The sequence below is a fragment of the Streptomyces sp. NPDC127038 genome (genome assembly GCF_042725875.1).
Taxonomy (GTDB): domain Bacteria; phylum Actinomycetota; class Actinomycetes; order Streptomycetales; family Streptomycetaceae; genus Streptomyces.
This window is the reverse complement of sequence record NZ_JBHXDQ010000007.1, coordinates 154,074-178,866: the sequence shown is the minus strand read 5'-3', so window position 1 is coordinate 178,866 and position 24,793 is coordinate 154,074. Positions and strand designations below refer to the sequence as shown.

At 70.5% G+C, this 24,793-nt stretch carries 23 protein-coding genes; 16 read left to right on the top strand and 7 right to left on the bottom strand.

Annotation, left to right across the window (positions count from 1 at the left end):
* The gene (locus ACFWI4_RS08240) at nt 1–738 is read left to right on the top strand and encodes a CBS domain-containing protein (RefSeq protein WP_387192225.1); all 738 of its coding nucleotides are present in this window, start codon (nt 1–3) and stop codon (nt 736–738) included.
* 16 nt (nt 739–754) lie between these two features.
* Nucleotides 755–1,252 carry a flavodoxin domain-containing protein gene (locus ACFWI4_RS08235; protein WP_387192223.1) on the top strand — a complete coding sequence of 166 codons (498 nt, stop codon included), beginning with the start codon at nt 755–757 and terminating at the stop codon, nt 1,250–1,252.
* Nucleotides 1,253–1,478: 226 nt separating this feature from the next.
* Here ACFWI4_RS08235 and ACFWI4_RS08230 read toward each other — a convergent pair whose 3' ends face one another.
* Nucleotides 1,479–2,060, bottom strand: a complete 582-nt coding sequence (locus ACFWI4_RS08230; protein WP_387192221.1) for a hypothetical protein — start codon at nt 2,058–2,060, stop codon at nt 1,479–1,481.
* A 362-nt stretch (nt 2,061–2,422) separates the two neighbouring features.
* On the opposite strand from ACFWI4_RS08230, the gene ACFWI4_RS08225 reads away from it, so the two are divergent.
* Entirely contained in the window at nt 2,423–3,511 is a 1,089-nt protein-coding gene (locus ACFWI4_RS08225) for a zinc-dependent alcohol dehydrogenase family protein (protein WP_387192219.1), read from the top strand.
* Complete coding sequence (locus ACFWI4_RS08220; protein ID WP_387192217.1) at nt 3,508–4,182, top strand: helix-turn-helix domain-containing protein; 675 nt, start codon at nt 3,508–3,510, stop codon at nt 4,180–4,182. Before ACFWI4_RS08225 ends, ACFWI4_RS08220 begins: the two co-directional genes overlap by 4 nt.
* Before the next feature lie 506 nt (nt 4,183–4,688).
* Here ACFWI4_RS08220 and ACFWI4_RS08215 read toward each other — a convergent pair.
* The 5 genes from ACFWI4_RS08215 to adhE form a co-directional block, all read right to left on the bottom strand.
* Nucleotides 4,689–5,291: an HAD family hydrolase gene (locus tag ACFWI4_RS08215; protein ID WP_387192215.1), complete on the bottom strand. Its 603-nt coding sequence runs from the start codon at nt 5,289–5,291 to the stop codon at nt 4,689–4,691.
* Between the two features lie 138 nt (nt 5,292–5,429).
* Nucleotides 5,430–7,001, bottom strand: a complete 1,572-nt coding sequence (locus ACFWI4_RS08210; RefSeq protein WP_387192213.1) for an oleate hydratase — start codon at nt 6,999–7,001, stop codon at nt 5,430–5,432.
* Nucleotides 7,001–7,486 carry a hypothetical protein gene (locus tag ACFWI4_RS08205; protein WP_387192211.1) on the bottom strand — a complete coding sequence of 162 codons (486 nt, stop codon included), beginning with the start codon at nt 7,484–7,486 and terminating at the stop codon, nt 7,001–7,003. The genes ACFWI4_RS08210 and ACFWI4_RS08205 overlap by 1 nt, the downstream gene beginning before the upstream one ends.
* Nucleotides 7,487–7,526: 40 nt before the next feature.
* On the bottom strand, nt 7,527–8,741 hold the full coding sequence (locus ACFWI4_RS08200; RefSeq protein WP_387192209.1) for a globin domain-containing protein: 1,215 nt from the start codon (nt 8,739–8,741) through the stop codon (nt 7,527–7,529).
* Nucleotides 8,742–8,805: 64 nt separating this feature from the next.
* Complete coding sequence (gene adhE / locus ACFWI4_RS08195; RefSeq protein ID WP_387192207.1) at nt 8,806–11,493, bottom strand: bifunctional acetaldehyde-CoA/alcohol dehydrogenase; 2,688 nt, start codon at nt 11,491–11,493, stop codon at nt 8,806–8,808.
* Between the two features lie 555 nt (nt 11,494–12,048).
* Here adhE and ACFWI4_RS08190 point away from each other — a divergent pair.
* The 10 genes from ACFWI4_RS08190 (at nt 12,049) to ACFWI4_RS08145 (ending at nt 21,626) form a co-directional block, all read left to right on the top strand.
* Complete coding sequence (locus ACFWI4_RS08190) at nt 12,049–12,519, top strand: hypothetical protein (protein ID WP_387192205.1); 471 nt, start codon at nt 12,049–12,051, stop codon at nt 12,517–12,519.
* A 172-nt stretch (nt 12,520–12,691) separates the two neighbouring features.
* Nucleotides 12,692–13,165: a hypothetical protein gene (locus ACFWI4_RS08185; RefSeq protein WP_387192203.1), complete on the top strand. Its 474-nt coding sequence runs from the start codon at nt 12,692–12,694 to the stop codon at nt 13,163–13,165.
* Between the two features lie 114 nt (nt 13,166–13,279).
* Nucleotides 13,280–13,447 (top strand): hypothetical protein, encoded by a 168-nt coding sequence (locus tag ACFWI4_RS08180; protein ID WP_387192201.1) that lies wholly within the window; start codon nt 13,280–13,282, stop codon nt 13,445–13,447.
* Between the two features lie 434 nt (nt 13,448–13,881).
* The gene (locus ACFWI4_RS08175) at nt 13,882–14,142 is read left to right on the top strand and encodes an acyl carrier protein (protein ID WP_387192199.1); all 261 of its coding nucleotides are present in this window, start codon (nt 13,882–13,884) and stop codon (nt 14,140–14,142) included.
* An 81-nt stretch (nt 14,143–14,223) separates the two neighbouring features.
* The gene (locus ACFWI4_RS08170) at nt 14,224–15,444 is read left to right on the top strand and encodes a beta-ketoacyl-[acyl-carrier-protein] synthase family protein (RefSeq protein ID WP_387192197.1); all 1,221 of its coding nucleotides are present in this window, start codon (nt 14,224–14,226) and stop codon (nt 15,442–15,444) included.
* A gap of 221 nt (nt 15,445–15,665) precedes the next feature.
* Nucleotides 15,666–16,862, top strand: a complete 1,197-nt coding sequence (locus ACFWI4_RS08165) for a cytochrome P450 (RefSeq protein WP_387192195.1) — start codon at nt 15,666–15,668, stop codon at nt 16,860–16,862.
* A 67-nt stretch (nt 16,863–16,929) separates the two neighbouring features.
* Complete coding sequence (locus tag ACFWI4_RS08160; RefSeq protein ID WP_387192193.1) at nt 16,930–17,493, top strand: hypothetical protein; 564 nt, start codon at nt 16,930–16,932, stop codon at nt 17,491–17,493.
* Between the two features lie 91 nt (nt 17,494–17,584).
* On the top strand, nt 17,585–18,790 hold the full coding sequence (locus tag ACFWI4_RS08155; protein WP_387192191.1) for a cytochrome P450: 1,206 nt from the start codon (nt 17,585–17,587) through the stop codon (nt 18,788–18,790).
* Nucleotides 18,791–18,945: 155 nt separating this feature from the next.
* Nucleotides 18,946–20,250, top strand: coding sequence for a cytochrome P450 (locus ACFWI4_RS08150; protein WP_387192189.1), 1,305 nt, complete (start codon nt 18,946–18,948; stop codon nt 20,248–20,250).
* Nucleotides 20,247–21,626, top strand: coding sequence for a condensation domain-containing protein (locus tag ACFWI4_RS08145; RefSeq protein ID WP_387192187.1), 1,380 nt, complete (start codon nt 20,247–20,249; stop codon nt 21,624–21,626). The genes ACFWI4_RS08150 and ACFWI4_RS08145 overlap by 4 nt, the downstream gene beginning before the upstream one ends.
* Before the next feature lie 760 nt (nt 21,627–22,386).
* Here the strand turns inward: ACFWI4_RS08145 and ACFWI4_RS08140 are convergent.
* Nucleotides 22,387–22,719, bottom strand: coding sequence for a hypothetical protein (locus ACFWI4_RS08140; protein ID WP_387192185.1), 333 nt, complete (start codon nt 22,717–22,719; stop codon nt 22,387–22,389).
* Nucleotides 22,720–22,851: 132 nt separating this feature from the next.
* Here ACFWI4_RS08140 and ACFWI4_RS08135 point away from each other — a divergent pair, with 132 nt between their 5' ends.
* Together ACFWI4_RS08135 and ACFWI4_RS08130 are read left to right on the top strand one after the other, a co-directional pair.
* Complete coding sequence (locus tag ACFWI4_RS08135; RefSeq protein WP_387192183.1) at nt 22,852–24,087, top strand: sensor histidine kinase; 1,236 nt, start codon at nt 22,852–22,854, stop codon at nt 24,085–24,087.
* Nucleotides 24,059–24,760: a response regulator gene (locus tag ACFWI4_RS08130; protein ID WP_387192181.1), complete on the top strand. Its 702-nt coding sequence runs from the start codon at nt 24,059–24,061 to the stop codon at nt 24,758–24,760. Before ACFWI4_RS08135 ends, ACFWI4_RS08130 begins: the two co-directional genes overlap by 29 nt.
* Nucleotides 24,761–24,793: the final 33 nt, after the last annotated feature.

Here is a 24,793-nt window from a genome sequence, read left to right as displayed (position 1 = left end):
ATGAGGCACGACAAGGTCGGCTCCGTGATGACCACGGACGTCGTCCGCGCCGAGTACGGCACTCCGTTCAAGGAGGTGGCCCGGCTGCTGGCGGACCACCGGATCAGCGGACTGCCGGTGGTGGACGAGGACGACAAGGTCATGGGGGTCCTGTCGGAGACGGACCTGATGGTGCACCAGACGACCGTCCCGGACCCCCACGAGCCGAAGCACCGTGTGAGGCTCGCCGAACTGACGCCCGGCGCCAAGCGCCAGACCGCCAAGGGCAGGGCCCGCACGGCCGGTGGGCTGATGACGACACCCGCCGTCACCGTGCACGCCGACGACACCATCGCCCAGGCCGCCCGCGTCATGGCCCAACGGCACGTGGAACGGCTCCCCGTCCTCGACGAGGAGGACCGGCTCGTCGGGATCGTCTCCCGCCGCGACCTTCTCCGGGTCTTCCTGCGGCCCGACCAGGAGATCCGCGACGAGGTGATCGAAGAAGTCCTCGTCCGCTCGTTGTGGCTGTCACCGCGCAGCGTGGACGTCTTCGTGACCGAAGGCGTCGTCACCCTGGCGGGCCGGCTGGAACGCAGGAGCGAGACGGAGATCGCCGTGTCCATGACCCGCCGGATCGACGGCGTGGTCGACGTGGTCGGCGATCTCACCTACCGGCTGGACGACGCACACGTGCGCCCCGGGGAACAGACACAGGTGCCGCACGGCGTGACCGAGGACTGGCTGCGCCGGCTGTGAGAGGAGGCGGACCGTCATGACCGACACCGTGTTGGTCACCTACGGAACGACGAACGGTTCCACAGCGGAGATCGCCGACGCGGTCGCCGGGATCCTGCGCAAGGGCGGGCTGGCCGCGGAGTCCTGTCCCGCCCGGTCCGTGCGGAGCGTGGCGCCCTACGACGCGGTCGTGGTCGGTGGCGGGCTCTACGCGGGACGCTGGCACAAGGACGCGCGGTGGTTCGTCCGCCGTCACCGGGACGTACTCGCCCGGCGGCCGGTGTGGTTCTTCAGCAGCGGGCCGCTGGACGCCTCCGCCGGCGATCGTGACATCCCGCCCGTGCGCGGCGTGCGGCGTTCCATGGACCGACTGGACGTCCGGGAGCACGTCACCTTCGGAGGGTGCCTGAAGGAAGGAGCCAAGGGACGGATCGCCAGGATGATCCTCAGCTCCGGGAAGGGCGGCGACTTCCGGGACTTCGGCGCGATCGAGACATGGGCGCAGGGCATCGCCGACGCGCTGACGCACGCCTAGGAGGACAGGAACTCGGCCCGTCGAGGTCGGCCTCGGTACCCGGCGCGAACCGGGCATCGGGGCCGGCCTCGTGGCGTCGTGCGGGCCGGTGCCACAGAGGTCGGGGCCGGGCAGGCTTTCTGATTGCCTTGCCCGGGCCCACGCCGGACCGCGCACCCGCCATCGCACGTGCGAAAGGGCTCCAGGCCGCTCTCAGCAAGCCTGGAGCCCGGATCCGTCGCGCGCACTAGCTGATCTTGTGGCCCCAGCGCGGCCCCACCTGATCCCATTCCCTGCCCCACTCATCGAGACGGCGGCGGTCGAGCTGCCACCGGACGACCGCACCGGCTCCGAACACCGGGAGTGCGAGTCCGGCCGCCGCCGCGACGCCGAGGAAGTCCGACTCGACCGCGGCCTCGGCCGGGCTCTGCGGCGCGGTGGCGAGACGGCCGTGGCCGTCCTGCCAGACCGTGACCCTGGATCCGGCCTTGAGACCGACGTCCACCTCGGTTCGACCGGTGCGGGTCGAACCGTCGGACGCCACCCAGCGCACGGCTGCCGTCCGGCGGCCGTATGCGCCGCCGATCGCGGGGGCGTTGAGGGGGACGTCGTGCAGGACCACGGCCCGGACGGGCTCCCGTTCGGCTCGCTGTGCCGCGAACGTCTCGTCCGCGGCACGGGCGGTCACCAGACCGGCGACGGAACCGCCGACGGCGAAGACCGCCCAGACGGCCAGCACGATCCAGGCCTCGACGATGTCGTCCCGTCGTCGCAGCGAGTTGCTGTGCCACCGCCACAACCGCTTCCTCGCGTACTTGCCCCTGGGCATGGGTCCGCACCTCCTCGTCGTCGTGACACCTCGACGGTGTCAGCCGAGGTCCTGCCGGAGCATGGGCCGAGCAGGTGCCGCCGCAGGGCCGCCCGGGACCAAATCCACTGCGGGGAAGGGCCGTTCAGCCCAACAGACGTCGAAGGCCGACGAGCACTGCCTTGGTCGTGCGGGCTCGTGCAGCTTCAGGACGCGGGGCTCAAGGACCCCGAGGCAGCGACCCCGCTCGTCACCACCGGACGGACGGCAAGGACCGTTCGGCACACGAAGGGGCCGGTCGGCCCAAGCGAGGGAGGTCATTACCGGACAAGCTGGATGTGTGGGGCAATGTCATCGATCGGAATGGGATGGGGAGGAGCGTCATGAAAGGCTTCGTCTTCCACGGTCCCGGGCAGTCCGCCTGGGAAGATGTCCCGGATCCTGCCATCAAGGAATCCACCGACGCCATCGTGCGGATCGGCGCGGTCACCATCTGCGGCACGGACCTGCACATCCTCAAGGGCGACGTGCCCGACGTGCGTCCGGGCACGGTCCTCGGACACGAGGCCGTCGGTGAGATCGTCGAGGTCGGCAGCGAGGTCCGGACCGTACGTCCGGGCGACCGCGTGCTGATCTCCTGCATCAGCGCCTGCGGGCGCTGCCGCTACTGCCGTGAGGGCAGCTACGGCCAGTGCCAGGGCGGAGGCGGCTGGATCCTGGGCCACCTGATCGACGGCACCCAGGCCGAGTACGTCCGCGTTCCCTTCGCCGACCTGTCCGTGCACGCCCTGCCCGGAGCGGTGGAGAGCAAGGACGCCGTCCTGCTGGCGGACATCTTCCCGACCTCCTACGAGGTGGGTGTCCTCAACGGACAGGTGCGTCCGGGCGACACGGTCGCCGTCGTCGGGGCGGGCCCCATCGGGCTCGCGGCCATCGCCACCGCGCGTCTGTTCTCTCCCGAGCGGATCGTCGCCGTCGACCTGGCGGCCTCCAGGCTCGAGGCCGCCAAGCGGCTCGGCGCCGATGCCGTGGCCGACGCCCGCGAGGAACCCGAGCAACTGATCGCCGATCTCACCGACGGGCTCGGCGCGGACGTGGTCATCGAGGCGGTCGGCGTGCCGGAGAGCTTCGAACTGTGCACGCGCATGGTGCGGCCCGGCGGCCACGTCGCCAACGTCGGCGTCCACGGCAAGCCGGCGACGCTGCACCTGGAAGACCTGTGGATCAAGAACGTGACGATCACCACCGGCCTGGTGGACACCTCCTCCACGCCCACCCTGCTGCGCATGGCCACCGCCGGACGCCTGCCCACCGCGCAGCTGATCACCCACACCTTCGCTCTGGAGAGCATGGAGGAGGCCTACGACGTCTTCGCCCGCGCCGCCGAAACCGGTGCCCTCAAGGTGGTGCTCGGTGAGCCGTCGCACGAGGAGGTCGCCGTACCGGCGACGAGAGGACGTGAGGGGTCATGACCGGACACGCGCAGGCGAACGTCTCGCAGAATCTGCCCTCGGGCGACCTGGGCCGTCGACTTGCCGCACGCCGTGCCCAGCTCGGTCTGACGGCACAGGAGACGGCCGCACGGGCGGGCGTGGCCGCCAGCTACGTGACGCACCTGGAACGGCACCCAGGCGCCGCACCCGGCCGGGGCACACTGCTCAGTCTCGCGGCAGCGCTGGGGACAACGGTCTCGGCCCTTTCCGGCGGCGATGCCGATGTGCCTCCCGGCCGTGAACAGGCCGGCCGCGCTCCCGAACTGCTGGTGCTGAGCAGGGCCGAGTGCGCGGAGCTGCTGTCGACGCACGGTGTCGGAAGGCTCGCGGTGTCCACGGACCTCGGGCCGGTGATCGTCCCTGTCAACTACACCGTCGTCGATGGCGCGATCGTCTTCAGAACGGCTCGCGGTGCGACACCGTCGCTGGCATCCGGAAGCATCGTCGCCTTCGAGGTCGACCGTGTCGACGACACCTTCAGCCAGGGCTGGAGCGTGGTGACACGCGGGTACGCGCACACGGTGAACGACCCCGATGAAGAGCGTCGGCTCGCGAAGCAGGCGTACAGCAAGCCGTGGAGCGGTGGGCGGCGCGACATGTGGGTGCGCATCGAGCCGTACGCCGTCACAGGACGCCGCGTCGTGGTCTGAACGGTGTCCGGCGTGTGGAGCCAGGGCCTCTGACCCGAGGCTGCCCCACCGCTCGCGGGTGGACCGGTGCGGTACCGCTTCGTCAGGTGAGAGACGAGACGTCAGATGGACGCCAACGACGGATTCCGCCGACTCGACCGGCGGGAATGCCTGGGCCTGCTGGCCACCGTGCCCATGGGGCGCATCGTTGACCGAGGCCGCCCCGCGGGCGATCGCCGGGGATGCGAAGGCCTTCGCCGCGGTTGTCACGGAGGTGCTGGAACTGGCCGGCGGCCCGCTGTGGGACGCGTATGCCATCCGATGAGTCGGCGTGGCGCACATGCACCGTCCTTGCCGCAGGTGGGGGCGCGGCCATCACCGCCGCGAAGTGCGGGGCCCGGTGCGTCATCGCCCGGCTCCGATGCGCCCCGGCCGGGTGGGTCGCGCCGGTCATCCAGCTGGACGAAGGCCGGCTCGATCTCGCCGGACGCTTCCGCTGTACGGCACGACGCCCGGTAGCGCACGCCTCATCGCCTCAGGGCCCTGTCCAGCGCAGGGCCGAGCTCCGCGGCAGTCGTGAACTGAATCGCGTCGATCCCCAACTCCTGGGCGGCCGCCACATTCGCGGGCTTGTCGTCGACGAACACTGCCTCACCCGCGGCACTGCCCATCATCTCGAGCGCCCGGTCGAACAGCGCCGTACTGGGCTTGGTGGCCCCGAACCGGCACGAAAAGAGAAGGGCATCGAAGCGCGACGCCACCTGGGGCAGCTCGTCCGGCAACGCGTCCAGGAGCAGGTGGTCATTGTCGGTGAGCAGAGCCGTTCGCAGCGGGCGCGCGCCATCCACCAGGTCCAGCACCCGCTGATCCGGCTCGAAAGCGCTGCACCAGAGCCGCCGGAGCGCCGCGAGACTGCCTGGATATCCCAACCGCTCCCGCACCACTCGGTGGATCTCCACGGAGGAGCCGAGGCCGCGATCCCACCCCTCGACGAGCCCGGATCCATAGAGCACGCGTTCTGCCTGCTCCGCACTCACTCCGCACGCCTCACCGAGCGCCGCAAGTCTCCGCTGCGGCAGGAACCGGCAGACCACGCCTCCAAGATCGAAAAAGATCACCTTCGGCTGCATGCGCTGACGATAGCCGCGGCCGGCCCCTCAAGGCGGCCGGCCACGGCAGCAACGTACGGACCGCGAACAGGTGGCGGGCGGACCGACCCGGGGCTCGCCGACACAGAACCACGGGACAGCGGCTCGCGGCCCTTTCCCTCATCGGCGATGCATGGTCTCCACGGCGGCCGCCAGTACGTGGGGGTCGTGGTGGCCCTTGTAGACCTGCGGAGGTCGCTTGTCCAACCCCAGAAGCTGTGCGACCGCCGTCCAGGCCGTGCGTACGGAGTACTCGACCGTGAAGACGACGTCGTCGGGCACCTCCGCGAACTGCCCGATGAAGGCGAGGTTGACCGACTTCTCCGGGACCACCTCGGGCCGGTCGCCGTGGCGACGGGCCAGGAACTGGCTGGTGATGTACGGCATCAGGCAGGGCACGACGGTCGAGGTCGCCCGGATCCGGTCCGCCGTCCCCTCGTCGAACGGGAGGTGGTGCAGGACCTCGTCGAGGATCTCGCGGCCCGTGCACATGGTCATGGGCTTGGGCGTGCTGTTTCCGGCGCGGTCGGGGAACAGGCCGTAGCCCCACCAGACCCCGACGTCCTGCGGCTGGTCGCGGTAGACGGGCTGGCGGTTGGCGACGATCGTGAGCAGCCAGTTCGATTCGGTGAAGGTCATCAGGCCGCCCCTGCCCGCGGGACGGCCACTGAACTCCTCGAGCGCCTTCAGGAAGGCCGGGTCTTCGGCGGTGACCGTGAACGACTCCCAGCGGGACTCCTTGACGTGCTTGTCGAAGACGCCGGGGTCACCGAAGTCGTCGCGGCCGCGCGCCAGCCGGTGCCACAGCAGCCAGGCGTCCGAGCGATGCGGAGCCGGCCGGGGCGCCGACGTGTGCGAACCGAGGCTGGAGGCGTCGGTCATCGACCCGTTGGTGACCAGGACGAGGTCCTGGGGTGCGACGGTGACCGTCTCGTCCTCGCCGCCCCGACTCAGGTGGATGGTGTCCACCGTGCCGCTCCCGATGCCCGGGGTGAAGCCGAGGTCGGTGACGCGGCAGCCGGTGTGCACGGCGACGCCCTGCTCGTGGAGCCACGCGGTCAGGGGCCTGACGATGGAGTCGTACTGGTTGTACCGGGTCCGGTGGATGCCGGACATGGAGGCGAACCCGGGGAACAGATGGATGAAGCGGCGCAGGTAGCGGCGGAACTCGATGGCGCTGTGCCAGGGCTGGAAGGCGAACGTGGTGCACCACATGAACCAGAAGTTGGTGGTGAAGAAGTGTTCGCCGAAGCAGTCGGTGATGCGCTTGCCGTCCAACTGCCCTTCGGGCGTGGCCAGGCAGCGGACCAGCTCCAGCCGGTCACGTTCGGAGAACCCCATCGAGGACGTGTCGACGATCTTGCCGTTCCCGTCCACGAGCCGCGCCATGTCGTCCCAGGCGAAGTCCTCATGGCCGGCCAGGATCTCCTCGGTCACCGACACCGCGGGGTCGTCGAGGCTGGGGATACCGGACAGCAGGTCGTAGGTGCAGCGGAACTCGGCCTCGAACATGCGCCCGCCGCGCATCGTGTAACCGGCGTCCGGTGTGCCCCCTGCGTCCAGGCTGCCGCCGAGGGTCCGCTGTTCCTCGAAGAGGTGGATGTCCGATCCCGTGAACCCGCCGTCCCGGATCAGGAACGTCGCCGCGGCCAGCGCCGCGATTCCGCCGCCCACCAGATATGCCTTCGCCATCACACAACTCCTCGTCCTCGCCCGTCGACCGGTGGCCGGACCCACGGTTCCCTGCCGCCCGGTACCGCGTCAGTGGGCCGTTGGTCGGCCGCAGTGCCGGGTTCGGCGGGGCCCGACCGCTCCGATGCGTCGCGCCAGGGCGGGGCCGTCGTCCGCTGTCCCTTGTCCCAGGGCCGGGAGGCCTTCTCGGTCTGGCGGCGCAACCGGTCCCGGAGCCGGTCGACGACCTCCGTGCCCGTCGCCTCCTCGGCGGCCGCCACCAGTTGACGACCGTCGATGCGCAGGTCGGCCGTGGCCGACCACGGGCGGCCGGCGTGGTGGGCGGCCGCCCGCACGATGTGCACCTCGCCGGTGACGACGGGCAGGCCCGGCCTGCCCAGGACCAGGTCCAACTTCGTACGGGCATAAGCCAGGGTCTCCTCGTCCACGGCGCCGTCGGAGCGCAGCCGGACCGGAGGAGTCTCCTGGGTGTGGTCGGTGGTCATCGGGGGCCTTTCTTCGAGGCGTGAGAACGTGTGGTGCGGTTCAGTCCGTGGTGTCGGGCAGCCACTGGTCGGGTCCGAAGACCTCGTAGCGGATGTGTCGCGCGGGAACCCCCGCGCCGAGCAGCTGTCCGCGTACCTCTCGCATGAACGGCAGGGGTCCGCACAGGAAAACCGTTGCGTCGTGCGGGAGTTCCGTGTGACTCAGGTCCATCAGGCCGGTGCGGGCGTCTGGTTCCTCCGGCCCGGGGCTCTCGTACCAGAAGACGGCCCGGGCGTTCGGCAGTTGCCGGACGAGTTCGCGTGTCTCGGCGCGCAGCGCGTGGTCGGCGGGAGAGCCGTCGGCGTGCAGGACCAGGACCGGGCGGATCGAGCGGAGGGCGGCCAGGTGGGCCAGGATGCCGGTCATGGGGGTGCAGCCGATGCCGGCCGAGACCAGCACGACGGGGGTGGTGGCATCGACCGGGTCGTCGAGGAAGACGTCGCCGAACGGTGCGGACAGCGTCAGTTCGTCGCCCTCGTGTACGTGGTCGTGCAGCAGGTTGGAGACCTCGCCGCCGGGCGCGTCGGTGTCACCAGGCACCCGCTTCACGGTGATCCGCCTCAGACCGTCGCCCGGGTCCGCGGACAGGCTGTACTGACGCAGTTGGTGCACGCCGTCGGGCATCCGCACGCGAACGCTCACGTACTGTCCGGCTCGGGCCCGCGGCGCGCGTTCGCCGTCGGACGGGCGGAGCAGGAAGGACACCACGTCACGGGTCTCGGTACGGCGTTCGACGACCGTCCAGGGCCGCCACGTCTCGCCGGGCCGTACACCCGCGTCCTGGTACAGGAGTGCCTCCCGGCCGATCAGCGCCCCGGCCATCAGCCAGTAGACCTCGTCCCAGGCTGCCGCCACCTGCGGGGTGACCGCGTCGCCGAGGACCTCGGCGATCGCACCGAACAGGTACTTGTGCACGATCGTGTACTGGTCGTCGGTGACCCCGACAGCGGCGTGCTTGTGGGCGATCCTGGACAGCAGCGCGTCCGGACGGGTGTCGGGGTTCTCCAGCAGCGCTCCGGCGAATCCGGCGATCGAGCCTGCCAGGGCCCGGCGTTGGGCCCCGCTGGCCTGGTTGCCCCGGTTGAACATGCCGTCGAGGAGTTCGGGCCGGTCGTGGAACATCGTGGCGTAGAAGCGGGCGGTGATCTCGTCGAGCGCTCCGGCCACGGCGGGCAGGGTCGCCCGCACCAGGGCGGCGGATTCCGCGGACAGCATCGATCCTCCTGCGAGGGTTGGGTGAAGGGGAGAGGGGGAGGGGAGCGGGCGTGGTGGGAACTGCTCAGTTCACCGGAACGGAGCCGCCGGTCTCCGTCTCACGGCCGTAGTAGGCCGCGCGCATGAGTTCTCCCATGTCGTCGAGCATCGGCATCCGGGGGTTGGCGGGTGCGCACTGATCCTCGTAGGCGTTGAGAGTCTGCTGGGGGAGGGCGTCGAGGAAGGCGCGTTCGTCGACGCCGAGCGCCTGGAAGCTCGGTTCGATGCCCACCGCGTCCCGGAGCCGTTCCACCGCCGAGGCCAGCGATTCGACCCCCTCGGCCGGGGTGGCGGCGGGCAGTTCGAGGGTGCGGGCGATCTCCTGGAAGCGTTCGGGGGCGCGGTAGCTCTCGTACTTGGGCCAGCCGGTGAGCTTCGTGGGGACGGTGCCGTTGTAGCGGATGACGTGCGGCAGCAGAACGGCGTTGGTGCGTCCGTGCGCGACGTGGAAAGTGGCGCCGAGCGTGTGGGACATCGCGTGGACGATGCCGAGGAAGGCGTTGCCGAAGGCCATGCCGGCGATGGTGCCCGCGTTGTGCATCTTCTCCCGCGCCCGCTCGCTGGCCGCACGGTCGTTGACGGCCGCCTCGATGTTCTCGAAGATCAGCCGGATCGCGTGCAGGGCGAGGCCGTCGGTGAAGTCGTTGGCGTAGACGGAGACGTAGGCCTCGATGGCGTGGGTGAGGGCGTCGAACCCGCTGTCGGCGGCCAGGGTCCGGGGCAGCGCGGTGGTGAGGAGCGGGTCGATGATGGCGACGCTGGGAGTGAGCGCGTAGTCGGCGAGCGGGTACTTCTTGCCGGTGGCAGGATCGGAGATGACCGCGAACGGGGTGACCTCGGCACCCGTGCCCGAAGTGGTGGGGATGCACACCAGTCGGGCGAGCTTGCCGAGCACGGGAAAACGGAAGGCCCGCTTGCGGATGTCGGAGAACTTGTGCCGCATGTCGGCGAAGTCGACGTCCTTGCCCTCCGCCTGCTGCTCGTACAGCAGCCACATCACCTTGGCCGCGTCCATGGGGGAGCCGCCGCCGAGGGCGATGATGGTGTCCGGGCGGAAGTCCCCCATGAGGCGGGCGCCGCGTCGGACGGAGTCGATGCTCGGCTCGGGTTCCACGTTGTCGATGACCTGGACGGTGACCGGCTCACGGCGCCGGCGCAGGACACTCTGGACCCGGTCCACCAGGCCGAGGCGGGTCATCGTCGCGTCGGTGACGACCGTGACGCGATGGACGTCCGGCATCGAGGCGAGGTAGCGGATGGACTGGGGCTCGAAGTAGATCTTGGGCGGCACCTTGAACCACGGGAGGTTGTTGCGGCGGACCGATACCCGCTTGATGTTGAGCAGTTGGGCGGCCGACACGTTGTTGGACACCGACGTGCTGCCCCACGAGCCACAGCCCAGCGTCAGCGACGGCAGCAGGCTGTTGTAGATGCCGCCGATCGCACCTTGCGAGGACGGGGAGTTGACGATGATCCGCACCGTCTTCATGCGCTTGCCGTAGGACTCCGCCAGCGCGGGATCCTGCGTGTGGATGACGGCGCTGTGACCCTGGCCGTGGAAGGCGACCATGTCCGCGGCCAGGTCGAAAGCCTGCTGCTCGGAACCGGCGCGCAGGACGGCGAGGACCGGGCAGAGCTTCTCGCGGGTCAGGGGCTCCTCGGGGCCTACCCGGTCCGCCTCGACGAGGATGAGGGAGGTGTCGGCGGGGACGGCGAAGCCCGCCTGCTCGGCGATCCACGCGGGGCTCCGGCCGACGGCGGCGGAGTTGACCTTGGGCTCGCAGCCCGCCCCCGCGGCGTCGACCGGGAACAGGAAGGACTCCAGCTTCGCCTTCTCCTCGGCGGTGGCCAAGTGGGCGTGCAGCGTGCGGAATTCCGCCAGGACCGCGTCGTGGATCTCGTCGTCCACGATGACGGCCTGCTCGGAGGCGCAGATCATGCCGTTGTCGAACGACTTCGACAGCACCAGGTCGTTGACGGCCCGGCGCAGATCCGCGCTCCGGTGGACGTAGGCGGGGACGTTGCCGGCGCCGACACCGAGCGCGGGCTTGCCCGCCGAATACGCGGCCTTGACCATGGCGTTGCCGCCGGTGGCCAGGATCAGCGAGACACCCGGGTGACGCATCAGGGTGCCGGTCGCCTCCACGGACGGTACCTCGATCCACTGCACGCAGTGCTCCGGGGCGCCCGCGGCGACGGCGGCATCGCGCACGACACGGGCCGCCTCGGTGCTGCACCCCTGGGCGGAGGGGTGGAAGGCGAACACGATCGGGTTGCGGGTCTTCAGCGCCATCAGTGCCTTGAAGACGGTGGTCGAGGTCGGATTGGTGACGGGGGTGATCGCACACACGACGCCGACCGGCTCGGCCACCTCGGTCATGTCGTCGATGTCGTCACGGGATATGACACCGACGGTCTTCATCGGGCCCATGCTGTGCGTGACGTATTCGCAGGCGAACATGTTCTTGGCCGCCTTGTCCTCGAAGACGCCGCGCCCGGTCTCCTCCACCGCCAGCCGCGCGAGTCCCGTGTGCTGGTCCAGCGCGGCCACCGAGGCCTTCTTCACGATGTGGTCGACCTGCTCCTGATCGAGCGCCTCGTAGTCGTCGAGCGCCTTGAGCGCGCTCGTCACCAGACGGTCCACCGCTATGGCGATGTCGGACGGCGCTGCGACCGGCTCGGTGGTCGCGCTGCGGTCGTCGTGGCGGGTCATGGGGGCGTGCCTCCGTCGCTGATGAGGACGGCGCCGCTTGGTCCGCGGCGCGGGGCGGGAGAGACCGCGGGGGATGGTGGCCGCTGCCTCTCACAACGGCAGCGTCTCGCGTCGAAGGGGTCGGCCCCAGACCCCGTTGGTCCCTCGGAGGGGCCGATCGGCCCCGAACCGACGTGGACCGTCAGCCTGTTGACGTGGTCCACCTCTCTGCTCAGGCGGTATCTCCGCGGGATCGCGAGCGCATGGACCTCGCTGAGCTCCGAGGTCCGTCGAACCCTGGGCGGGGTCCTTGGGCCCATGCCCTCACCGGCGTCGTGGCGGGGCCTGGAGGGCAGGGTCGCCGCGACGAGGCGACAGCGGTCCTCGCTGCTTCGACCGAGTGCCTGGAGTTCTGCGACCTCAGCGACCTCCTCATCCGCCAAGTCCGAGTCGGGACGTAGCGCCAGTCGGACCTGCCGCACTCGGTACTCGTGGCATCCGGGACGTGTGCCGGCCGGGACTTGTGCCGGCTGGGACTTGCGTCGGCTGGGACTTGCGCCGGCCAGGCTGTCAGTCGTGGGTGCCAGAATCCTCGGCATGCCACTGTGCGACTACTTCTCCGCCGCTGACGATCAGGCCGCCGTCGCGGTACTCCAGACTCCGGGAGGGCCGGGTCAGGCGGACCTCGACGTGGTCTTCCTCAAGAACATCGACCCGGTCGTCGCGATCGCCCAGCTCGAAGCGATCCTGACGGGCTGCAGTTATGAGCAGGCCCGCGTCCGCCCGCGGTCCGGGCAGCTGCTGTCCGAACCGGAGGAGGACGGCGCGGCATTCGTGGTCGCCCTGACGGCCAGCTTGACCACTGCCCTCGCCTCGGCGTCGCAGGACGACCTCGTCCGCTGCGCCGAACCGTGGTCGAAGACGGACGAGCTTCGGCAGATCGGCATCAGCGTCGAGGACACGACGGGCGTCCTTCAGGCCTTGGCGGGCCTGGCACAGCGCGCCAACGCCGCCGGGCGGCAGCTGTATTGCTGGTGGGCGCTGTAGCGCGCGGGTACCTCGCCGTTGCTCACGGGACCTGGTTCCCGGTGGGAGGCCGACGGGACAGGCGGCTGCTCCGAAGATCCGCCGTTCTGATCGACAGCGGACAGTCGCGTCAGAACCTGAGTGACGTCAAACGAATGTCGACCGTAGGCTCCCGGTGAAAGGGAGGCGCGCAGTGGACATCAGGGTGCAGTGGATCAAGACGTCCTGGACGAAGGAGTCTCGGGGCGGGGAGGCCGCTGCCCGCAGGAACTCGGCGTCGGTCGGCCTCTTGTTGCCGCAAGTACCCTCTGGATTCGCCCACTTCGTCCAGATGTCCGAGCGTGACGGCTTCGAGCCGCGTTCGAGCCAGAAGGACCTTCGCGAGATCGGTGTGAGCCTGCGGGACGAAGGCGATCGGCTCCGCGTGCTCGCCCGTGTGGACCCGCTCTTCGGGCTGCCGCCTCGGCCGCACAGGCCGCCGGCAGTTCGACTGCTTCCCGGGCAGTGGGTCCGCTGGCAGTTGAACTACCGGTTCAGCAGCGCCATGGGAATCCGCGGTTGGTCGTATTGGCTCGACACGTTCAACATCGCCTATGGCCCCGTCGACCGGGACCTCTTCCTGTCGGAGCCGACCGTGCTTGTCGACGAGTGCGGGCCGGTTCGATAGAGCAGGCGGATCGCGGTGAGCCCCGGCGCCCCGTATGCACGCCCCGGCAGCACACCAGATGCCTGCCGGGAGGTAGCCTTCCCGTCCGCTCGAAGGTCTTCGGAAGGGTTTCCTGTGCACACCGTTGTCTTCCTGGTGAGGGGCATGCTGCTCGTCGGCGGCAGTCTGGTGTTCGCGTGGGAGCAGGACCGCCAGGCTTCGGGGCCGGGTTGGAGGAAGCCGCGGGTCTTCGCTGCTGCGGCAGCGGCGCTGCTCGGCGTGCTGCTCACCGCCTACGCATGAGGTCGCCGATCAGCGTCCCGTTCTGCGTCCATTCTGTCGGGAATCCCGGGGGAGTCATGACGCCGTCTCCGCACTGGCGCGCACAGCTCCTCATGAGAGGCTGGACGGCATGGGGGCAACACCGGACGCCGAGATGGTTCGGGAGTTCTTGGCAGGGATCCACGTCGGCGACCTCCGCAGCGGGACGGTCGCAGAAGTCACGCGGTCCCGCGGGGTGGCTGTGACCCTGGACGGGTTCTCGGCGCGTCCGCTGGGAATCGTCTGGCCGCCGAACGTCTCCTGGCGCTGGAACACAACCATGGCCGTGGCGGTCGGCCAGAGGATCACCGGCCCTCTGTGTAACCAGCTTTCGCCGTACACCCGTGCAGAGCAATAACGTCCCGCGTCCGATGTCGTTTGCTCCCTGGAGACACCTTGGACGGAAGGACCAGATGATGACGGAGCAAACGGTCGAGGAGTTCGGTACGGAGAGCCTTCTCCATCTTCTCCAGGAGTTGTTCGCGTTCCCCGAGGACATGCTGAGCCCCACGACGACCCTCGACGACCTGGGCCTGGATTCACTCGCCCTGATGGAGCTGGGTGCGGTCCTCCAGGAACGTACGGGTGTGGAAGTGGGCACCCTGGTGGAGGGCATCTCCCGGTCCGAACCCCTTGACCAGGTGGCCCGGACCATCGCACGTGTCCTGGCGCGATGACGGAAGGCCGTGTTCGTGTGTGTAACGTCGCCGATCCGGTAGGGCCGGTCGGCCCGGCCGCCCGGTGGTGGGGGAGGCCCGGTGGGTGAGGCGGTCGCCGTCACCGGGATCGGTCTGCTCACCGCCGCGGGCTGCGACGCCGAGACGAACTGGAAGAACCTCTGCACGGGCCGTTCGCTGGCCGCCAAGAACCCGGAGTTCGAAGGCCTCTCGGTCGACATCTCCTGTGACGTGACGGACTTCGACCCTGTGACCGAACTCGGCGGGCGCCTCACGCGGCGCCTGGACCGGTTCGCGCATCTGGGGCTCGCCGCGGCCCGTCGTGCCGTCAAGGACGCGGACCTGCGTATCGAGGACGGTCCCGCGGAGCGAGTGGGCGTCGTACTCGGAGTCGGTTCGAACAGCCTGCGGACGTACGTCACCGAGTTCTCGCGGCTCGGCGAGGGCCGGCCAACAGCGGTCTCCCCCCTCGCTCTCCCGCGCAGCGTCCCGAACATGGTCGCCGGCGAGATCGCTCTGGACATCGGGGCCAAGGGGCCGAACTTCACGGTGTCCAGCGCCTGCGCCTCGGGCGGCAACGCGATTGGTGTGGCCCGGGGCATGCTGCTCGGCGGCATGTGCGACGTGGTCCTGGCCGGCGGCAGCGAGTCGTGGTCACGGATGAGTGCCGTCTGTTTCTCCCAGCTGGGGGCGCTGTCCCGCCGAACCGGCCGGCCTTCCCTCGCCTCGCGTCCCTTCGACCGTGACCGCGACGGCTTCGTCCTGGGCGAGGGAGCGGCCGTTCTCGTTCTCGAACGGCTCGGCCGAGCGCGAGCCCGCGGGGCGCCCACCCGCGCACTGCTGTGTGGATACGGGGCCTCCGCCGACGCCTACCATCCGACGGCTCCGCAACCCGAAGGGGCGGGCGCGGAGCAGGCCGTGCGGCAGGCTCTGGCCGACGCCGGATGCACGCCGGGCGACATCGGCCACGTCAACGCGCACGGCACCTCGACCCCTCTGGGCGACGCCGCCGAGGCCGTCATGCTCCGACGCGTCTTTCACGGCTCCGTGCCCCCGGTGACGGCGACGAAGAGCATCATCGGCCACACGATGGGTGCGGCGGGGGCCATCGAGGCCGCGGTCACCGTGCTCGCGCTGGAGCGGCAGTCCGTCCCGCCTACGGCCAATGTCGACGAACAGGACCCCGGACGGGAACTGGACATCGTCACCCGTACCCCTCGCGAGGTGAGGTTCAGCCGCGCACTGTCGACGTCCTCCGCCTTCGGCGGGCAGAACGCGGCGCTGGTGTTCGCCACCGCCTGACGCCGCTACGACCCGTGAGCCAGGCGGTCGCCTTCCTCGCGCCACGCGTTCGCCTTCCCCGCGCCCGGCGAGGACCGGCAGCCGTACCCCAGGCGATGTGAGCCGTCAGGGGGATCCCGGCCGCGGACGCGTGTCCCCCCAGGTCAGAGGTCGTTTCCCAGGGCGGCCCGAACCGGTGCCGTCGCAGTCGTCAGGAGTCGCACCGTAAGGGGGGAAGTCACGTGCGGATCGCCGCGGACCGGGTCCAGGACGGCGCGGGGAACGGACATGGTCCGGGCCCCGGATCCCCGCTGTCCTTCGGCCGAGCGGGTCCCGGCTCGCGCGCCGGGCGGGACGCCCTCGTGTTCAGCCGGTATGCCGACGTGGCGGTGATCGCCCGGAACCCGGCGTTCGTGGCCAAGGACGCCGACTGGTTCGACGCGCATCTCCCGGGCTGGCGACGGAGCGCGGGAATGCGGATGTTCGGCACCACCATGCTGTTCCACAACGGGGCGACGCACCAAAGGCTGCGAAAGGTCATGTCGCCCGCGTTCAGGCCGGCCCGGCTGCGCGCACTGGGCGAGGTCGTGAGCACCACCGTCCAGCACCTGCTGGACCGCCTCGAAGAGCGGCCGCGTGGAGAAGTCGTCGATCTGCATGGGCTGTTGACCCTCCCGGTGACGCGTACCACCGGCTGCGCTCTCATCGGTGTCCCCGAGAAGGACGGCCCCCTTCTCCACGAACTCGTGCAGCCGCTGCTGGCCCTCCTCGATCCCGAGACCGGACCGCTCACCCTGACGCGAGCGGACCGTGCGGCGCGGACGCTGCGGCCCCGTCTCGACGAGCTGGTGGCCGAACGGCGGGCGAGACCGAAGGACGACCTCGCCTCCATGGTCGCCGGCTCCCTCGCCGACGACGAGGCGGCCTCCGCGCTGGCCCTCGCGCTGGCCGCCGGTTTCGACACCACCGTCACGCTGCTCGACCACGCGGTCGACAGGCTGATGACGTCACCGGCGGCACGCGAGGCGGTGGCATCGGGCGAGGAGGACGCCGTCGACTCCGCGGTCGACGAAGCCCTGCGTCTCGCCTCGCCGATCAGACTGATCACCCGCGTCGCCCGGCACGCGGTGACCGTCGGCGGAACGCGGGTCCCGGCAGGCCAGGAAGTCATGGCGTGGATCCGCGACGCCAACCGTGATCCCCGGCGCTTTCCCGATCCGGACACGTTCGACCCGGGGCGCCCCGCGAGCCGGCTGCTCTCCTTCGGCGGCGGGCCCCATTACTGCCTGGGCGCCCAGCTGGCGAAGCTGGAAGCCTCCCTCGTCCTTCCGGCGGTGCTGCGGCGCTTTCCCCTCATGGCGCCCCTCGGTTCTCCGCGCCCCAACGACCGCGTCACTGTGCGCGGTTGGACGGACTTCCCCGTCGTGCTCGATCCCTGACGCCGGTCCGGACACCTCCCAAACGCACTCGCACTCGCACACGTCACAGAAGGAAAGGAAGGAACCCATGCGTCCCTCTCTCAAGACGGCCCGGTCCGCCTGGCGCCTGCCGACCGTCACCGTCCTCGCCGCTGCCCTGTGCGCGTCGATGACCGTCCTGACGCCGGCCGCCTCCGCGAACAGCGCCGTGGCCGATCCCGTCACCTGCGAGACCACCTCGACCAGCTCGCTGGACACCCCGCAGGCAGGGATCCCCGGCGAGACGACCTTCCAGGGAACGGGTACCGTCACCTGCCGCGACGCGCAGGGGGACCCCGCCCTCGAAGGCAAGAGCACGTTCAGCGGCACTCTGCCGTCGCCGGACGCGACCACGGCAACCAGTGGGCCCGTCTTCCGCAGCCGGGTGGACTGGTCGGACGGCACCGTGACCACGGGCACGTTCACCGACTTCCGTACGAAGGCGGCCGACAACGGGATCGTGGAACTCACGATCAACGGCGTGAACGACGCCGACAGCACCCGGTTCGCCGGCTACTCCGTCTCCGCCACCGGGGAGTCTGTCCCCGCGGGTGTCGACCCGGACGGAAAGATCCTCAGCACGCAGACGGGCAAGGTCACCTACACACCCTGACCCCTCGTCGGATGTGGCAGCGCCCCCGCCGGGCGCTGCCGCACCCGACGGGCCGTGCCGTTGTGAACGCTCCCGCGCGAAAGACCTGGCAATGAACCCGTCACCGGCCCCCGGGCTCGCGGTACGGCCCTACTTCGATCCGTTCGATCCCGCGCTCCACACCGACCCGTACGGCCGTTACGCCTCCGCGCGCGAGACCTCCGCCCTGTGCGAGGGGCCGTACGGCCTGGTGGTGGTGACCCGTCACGCGGAGGTGTCGCGGGCCCTCCGGGACAACCGGCTGGGGCACGGGCCACTCACCGCGCCGAACCGGATCTTCTCCTTCCTGGGCATGGACCCGCCCGACCACGGGCCACTTCGCCGCCTCGCCTCGCGCTTCTTCAGCGCGTCCGCCATCAGCGCACTGGCCCCCAGGATCGCCGTCCTCGTCGACTACCTCCTCGACATCGCGCTGGAGAAGCGACAGGTCGACCTGCTCAGCGACTTCGCCTACCCCCTGTCGCTTCGTGTGGTCTGCGGGCTGTTCGGGCTGCCCGAACAGGAGCAGCCGTGGATCCGCGAGCAGACCCCACCGATCGCACGGCTCCTGGACCCGCCCTACGCCCTCACCGAGCAGGACATGACCGCCGCTCACTCCGCGGCCGCCGGATTCGTCGCCTACCTGCACCGGAAGATCAACGACCGACGGCGGCACCCCGGCCCCGACGCGCTCAGCGCCCTGATCGCCGAGGCCGACTCCGGAGGCCCGCCGGCCCGCCACGACCTGCTTCCGCTGTGCGCCCTGCTGCTGATGGCCGGTTACGAGACCACCGCCAACATCATCACCAACGGCGCCCTGGCCCTGCTGCGGCACCCGGACCAACTCGCCCTCGCCCGGAGCAGGGCCGGCGGCGGACTGCTGGACAGCGGCGCCATGAACGAGCTGCTGCGGTACGACTCCTCGATCCAGATCACCTTTCGCACGGTGCAGCAGCCGGCCGTGATCGCGGGCACGCCCCTGCACCGGGGAACACCGGTGGCCCTGCTGATCGGATCGGCCAATCACGATCCTCGCGTGTTCGCCCGCCCCGAACGGCTCGACGTGAGCCGCGCATCCAACCCGCACCTGAGCTTCGGCGCCGGCATCCACTACTGCCTCGGCGCACCTCTCGCCCGGCTGGAAGCCTCCGTCGCCCTGGGCCGGCTCCTCGCCAGGACCCGCGGCATCGAATCGACCCCCGGGGCGGTCCGGCACAAGGACATCACCGCCACCCTCCGCGGAGTGACAGCGCTCCCCGTCACCCTGACCGCCCCCTGACCCGGCGCCCCTCGGCCTCCGTCGTCGCCCCTCCGTGTCGCTCGGCGTCCCCGGGTGTCCCTCGGCATAAGGAACCACCAGCGAACATGACGTCCGTCAGCCCCCAGGGAGTGCAGCCCCCTCCAGTTGCCCGCTCCTGCCCTCACCCACGGCTGGTGACCGGCGATCCCTCGTCCTGGGACGCGTCCATGGCCTTCAGGGAACTGCGTGAACAGGCTCCCGTCCAACAGGTCGTCCTGCCCGGAGATCTCCTCGCCTGGCTGATCACCGGCGCCGCCCCGGCACGACAGGCACTGGCGGACCCGCGTCTGGCCCACGACATGCGCCGACTGCCCGATCCCCGCCAGGGCTTCGGCGGGCACCGCTACCCCGACGACCTCTTCTCCGCCGAGGGCCGCCATCTGCTCAACAGCGACGGTACGGACCACCACCGCCTGCGGACGATCCTCGCCCCGCTGCTGTCCCGTACGGCCGCGCAGCGATGGAAGCCGTTCATCGCGCGGACCTGCGACGAGCTTCTGGACGACCTGGCCGCGGCCGCCCGGCCCGACCTGGTCAGCGATTACGCCCGGCCCCTCGCCGTACGCGTCACCGGGGCCATCCTGGGCATCCCGGCCGGGGCGCAGCAGGAGCTGAGCCGCCTGACCCTGGAGATGATCAGGGCCGTCGATCCCGAACACCCGACGGTCCGCGGACGCAGGACCGAACTGTTCGGGTTGTGGGCGCGCATCGTCGGCCACAAACGGCGCCGGCCGGGCGACGACCTCCTCACCCGTCTCACCCTCGCCCGCGGCCAGGGGCGCCTGTCCACGGCGGAGCTCCTCTCCGTCGCCTGGGGACTCTTCTCCGGCGGCATCTCGCCCACCACGACCCTGATCGCCTCCGGAGCGATCGCCATCATGCGAAGCCCCGAACTGCGCCGAGCCCTCCGTGACGAAGCCACCGCGGCCCGCCTCACCGAGGAACTGCTGAGGCTCACCAGCCCGTTCCCGGCCTCCGTCTGGCGATTCGCCCTCGACGACGTCACCCTCGACGACACCGTGATTCCTCGCGGCGCCGTGGTGCTGGTCGCGCTGGCGGCCGCCAACCGTGACCCGGCGGTCTTCCCGGAACCCGGCACCGCACGCCTGAACCGAAAGGGCGGCCATGTGTCGTTCGGCCTCGGCCCGCACTACTGCCCCGGCGCGCCCCTCGCCCGCCTGCTGGCCACCGCCGCGCTCACCGCGCTGTTCGGCAGGTTCCCCGAACTCCGCCTCGATACCGCGGAGACCGCACTGCGTCGACAGGGCGTCCTCATCGAGAGCGGCTATGAGCGCGTTCCCGTGAGTACGGGCCCCACCGCGGCCGACGCGGTCACGCGTACGGGCCCCACCGCAGCCAAGGCGGCTACGCGTACGGGCCCCACCGCAGCCATGGCGGCCACGCGTACCGGCGGCATCGTCACCAAGGCGGCCCCGTGATCCAACTGCCCGCGGAGGACGCCGAGATCGATCCCGGTCACGCCCACACCTGGTGCCTCTCCTTCCCGGACGCCGCCGCGCCGGCTCCCCGACGGCCCACCGGCTACAACCAGGCTGCCCACCTCGCAGCGGCCTGGTCCGCGCACACGGCGAACCGGCCGACCACCTTCGCCATCGCCTGCAGCTTCGAACTGCCCGGCCCCGTCGACCTGCCCGCGCTCGAAGCGGCCCTCCTGCACCTGGCCCATCGGCACGAGGTCCTCCGCACCCGCTGCCGTCCCACAGCATGGGGCGTTTCCGTCCACGTCTGCGCACCCATGGAGGCATACCTCGCACACGTCGAGGAAGGCCCGCTCACCTCACGAGCCTCCACGCGCGCCCACCTGCACCGGCTTCTCCGGCAGGTGAACCCGGTCACGGGACCCCTGGTCGTCATGGGTGCCGTCGTCCGCGAGGAATCGGCCACGGTCCACGTCGTGTACGACCATCTGGTGGCCGACGTCCTGTCCGCCCCGATCACCGTCCACGACCTCGCCCGCGTCTACGAGGACCTCATCCACCGCCGCCGCCCCGATCCGACGCCCGCCGGCAGCTATCTGGACTTCGCACGCGAGGAGCGCGCGTACAACAGCGTGCTGCGCGCACAGGACGAACAACTCAGGCACTGGAGGGACTTCATCACCCGTGGAGCCCGGTTCCTCCCCACCTTCCCCCTCGACCTCGGCGTCCGGCCCCACCACTCCTGCGCGCCGGTCAACCGCACCCACGACCTGCTCAGCGGTCCCCTGACGCAACGGGTCGAGACCGCGTGCCGCGCGTCCGGCGGGACCCTGCTCACCGGACTCCTCGCCGCGATGGCCACCGCCGTCCGGGACGAGGGCGGCCCCGACACCTACCGGGCCCTCATGCCGCTCAACCGGCGTGGACCGGACCGGTACCGCCGTTCCATCGGCTGGTTCGTCAACGCCGTACCCATCGAGATCCCCGCCCCGCGCCGCGCCCCTCTCGACGTCCTGGTCGCCGGGGCCCGCCAGGGCTACGAAGCGGCACGCCGACAAGCCGCCGTCCACTCCGTACGAGCACAGCAGCTGCTCGGCCGCGCGGACGACACCGCGACCGACGACCACCCCGCCGTCTTCTTCTCCTACCTGGACTTCCGCACCGCGCCCGGCGCCGAGCACCCGTCGACACGCGCCGCGCGAGTGCACCTGTGGTACCCGGCCTCCGACGGAAGCTTCTTCTGGTTCCATCGCACCCACGGCGGGCTGCACCTGAACACCCTCCACGCCGACACCTCGCGCGCACGACGCACCGTCAACTCCCTGGTCCAGGGACTAACTCGTACGCTGCGCGCCTTCGCGGGTGTTTCCGGCTGACGGGGGCGCCGGCTCAGGGACCGGTGGGTGCCGCGGTGCTGTGGCGGACGATGAGGCGTGGCGTCATGGTGATCTGTGTGGCCCGGTCGCGGTGACCCTCGACGCGGCCAACGCTCCAAATGGTCCTACGCAACGCTTCGGCCCCTGACCGCTACCTGGTCAGGGGCCCGTTCACCTGCGATGGCTGTGGGAAACCGGTCGCCGCCACCGCGACTCCGCCGCGACCGGGACCAGGTCTCGCGCCTGACGTGAAGCGGCGTATGCGTGAGCCACGCCGGCGACGAGGCACCCGACACCAACGGCGGTGCCCAGCAGTGTCCGGGCTGCTGCGTCGGAGGCGTTCCGACCGCCCTGCTGTATGTAGTCGTCGAGAAGGGTCCGGGTCACGGGGATGGACTCTCCGACCTGACTTTCGGACGGCGCCTCCGCGTGCTCGTCGACCTCACCCGCGTCCGAGCGGAACTCGCCGGAGCAGACTCGCGTCGGCGAACTTCGCGGACCCCCGGGTGTCATCGCGCATCGGTCGATGTGCAGCGTTCCGGTGGCCGTGCCCGTGCCGAGGGCGGCTGCCCATTCGAGAGCGCCGAATGCGACCGCTCCTCCGAGCAGCAACAAACCGGCCAGGAGGTAGCCGGTCGCGTACACGCGGCGTCGGCCCGGTGACGGAGCACGCCGTGCGGTCCTCGCCCCCATGTGATCGTCCCCTTGCACAGTTCACCGCAGCCGGACCGTCCGAGGAGGATCCGGGCGAAAGTCAGAGTCAGGCCTGCGGAGGAATGTCCGTGCGTACGAGGCGGACCCGCCCGGCCGGTACGCGCTCGGGGAGGTAGAAGAAGCCGTTGCCGTTGTCGAGGAGCGAGCCCGTGTCGACGCCGTCCACGGACCAGAGATCAACCGGCCCACCGGTGTTGTTGATCTGGAAGAAGAACCCCGTGTCCTCTTCCCGGCAGACGAAGATGCCCTCCACCTCGGGGCGGCGGCTGCCGGCGATTCCCCGGGCTGCGCCCATCCGGGTCCAGTCCAGGCCATGCCGAGTGATCGACCGTCGATTGAGCACGGACGAGACGTGGAAGAGGGGCGATGCATCGAACACGCCAGGAGTATAGGAGGCGGTGCGGTTTCGGCCGCGGGCCGAGGGTCCGTTTCCCCGTCGCGGGGCAGCGGCAGGGGGCGACGGCCGTGACGAGACAATGCCCGATCCGGCCGCCGAACCTACGGTGGTGCCATGGCGGTGATCAACGAGGGGAGCCGGGGAGGGCGAGCCCGGGTCCGTGCGAAGGACGCGATGGGCGCTGCCGTGCTGTTCGCGCTGTCGGTCGTGGCCGCCTCGATCCAACCGCACCAGCACCAGTTGGTGCTGCGGTGGCCGACCGTGGTCCTGGCAGCGGTCGGCTGCGGTGCACTCATGTGGCGACGGCGCCACCCACTCGGCGTACTGGCCGTCACCGTGGGCTGCGGTGCGGTCTTCCAACTGCTCGGGATTCGCGACAGCCCCCTGGTGACCAGCCCGGTTCTGGTGTCCGTCTACACCGTGGCGGTGCGAACCGACCGGAGAACGGCCTGGGCCGCGGCATCCGTCTCGGCCGCGGTCCTGCTGACCGCCGCGGTGTTCGCCACCAAGTCGTGGCTGGACCCGGACAAGGCTGCCATCGTGGCCTGGACGGCCCTGCCGGCCGCCGTCGGGGACGGCGTGCGCTCACGCCGCGCCTATGTGGCGGCCGTGGAGGAACGGGCGGAGCACGCGGAACGTACCCGCGAGCACGAAGCACAGCAGCGTGTGGCTGCCGAGCGCGTCCGGATCGCGCGCGAACTGCACGACATCGTCGCGCACCACATCGCCCTGATCAACGCTCGGGCGGGCGTCGCCGTCCATCTCGTCGACCAGCGACCGGAACAGATTCTCACCGCACTGGAGGACATCCGGGACACCAGCCGCGCCGCCCTGGACGAGCTACGGGTGACGGTAGGTCTGCTCCGGCAGTCCGACGATCAGGTGGCGCCCCGCGACCCGATGCCGGGCCTCGCACAAGTCCCGGCCCTTCTGGAGTCGTTCGAACGTGCCGGGCTTGCCGTGAGCCACACCTTCTCCGGCGCCGCGGAGCCGCTGGAGCCGGCGGTCGACCTGGCCGCGTTCCGCATCGTGCAGGAGTCCCTGACCAACGTACGCAAGCACGCCGGAGCCGATCGCGCCCGGCTGTCCGTGCGCTACGACCGTGAACGGCTGACGATCACCGTCGAGGACGACGGGTGCGAGGGACCGCACCAGCCTCGACCGGGGGCCGGTCACGGACTGATCGGGATGCGTGAGCGGGCCGCCACGATCGGGGGCACGCTGTACGCGGGAACGCGCCCGGAGGGCGGTTTCACCGTGACCGCCGAACTGCCGCTTCGCCCCGGCTGTCCCGGCCCGGCTCGGCACCGGAGAGGTGGCCATGACGATCCGTGTACTGCTTGCCGATGACCAGGCCCTGCTGCGGGGCACCTTCAGAATGCTGTTCGACGCCACCGACGACATGGAGACCGTGGCCGAGGCGTCCAACGGGCTGGAGGCGGTCGAGCTGGCGCGTGCACAGCACCCGGACGTGGTCCTGATGGACATCCGCATGCCGGAGATGGACGGCATCGAGGCGACCCGGCTCATCGGCGAGTCCGAGGACCTCGCAGGGGTGAAGGTGCTCATCCTGACCACGTTCGAGGACGACGAGTACGTCGCCGAGGCGCTGCGCGCGGGTGCCAGCGGCTTCCTCGGTAAGGGGGCGAGCCCCGAGGAGCTGCTCGACGCCGTCCGTACGGTCGCGGACGGCGAGGCGCTGCTGTCCCCGTCCGCCACGCGAGCGCTGATCACTCGCTTCCTGGCCCAGCCGGATCCCCGCCCCGTGGCCACGCACGACCGGCTGGATTCCCTGACCCCGCGGGAACGCGACGTCACGAGCCTCGCCGCGCTCGGGCTGTCCAACGACGAGATCGCCGAGCGCCTGTTCGTCAGCCCGCTGACCGCCAAGACCCACGTCAACCGGGCCATGACCAAGCTCGCGGCCCGTGACCGCGCCCAGCTCGTGGTCATCGCCTACCAGTGCGGACTGGTGAGTCTCATGGCTGAACCGAGTCGCCCCCAGTCACGCGCGCGGTCGTGAGCACGGCGTTCCCCGGTCTGTGCCGGCAGTAGA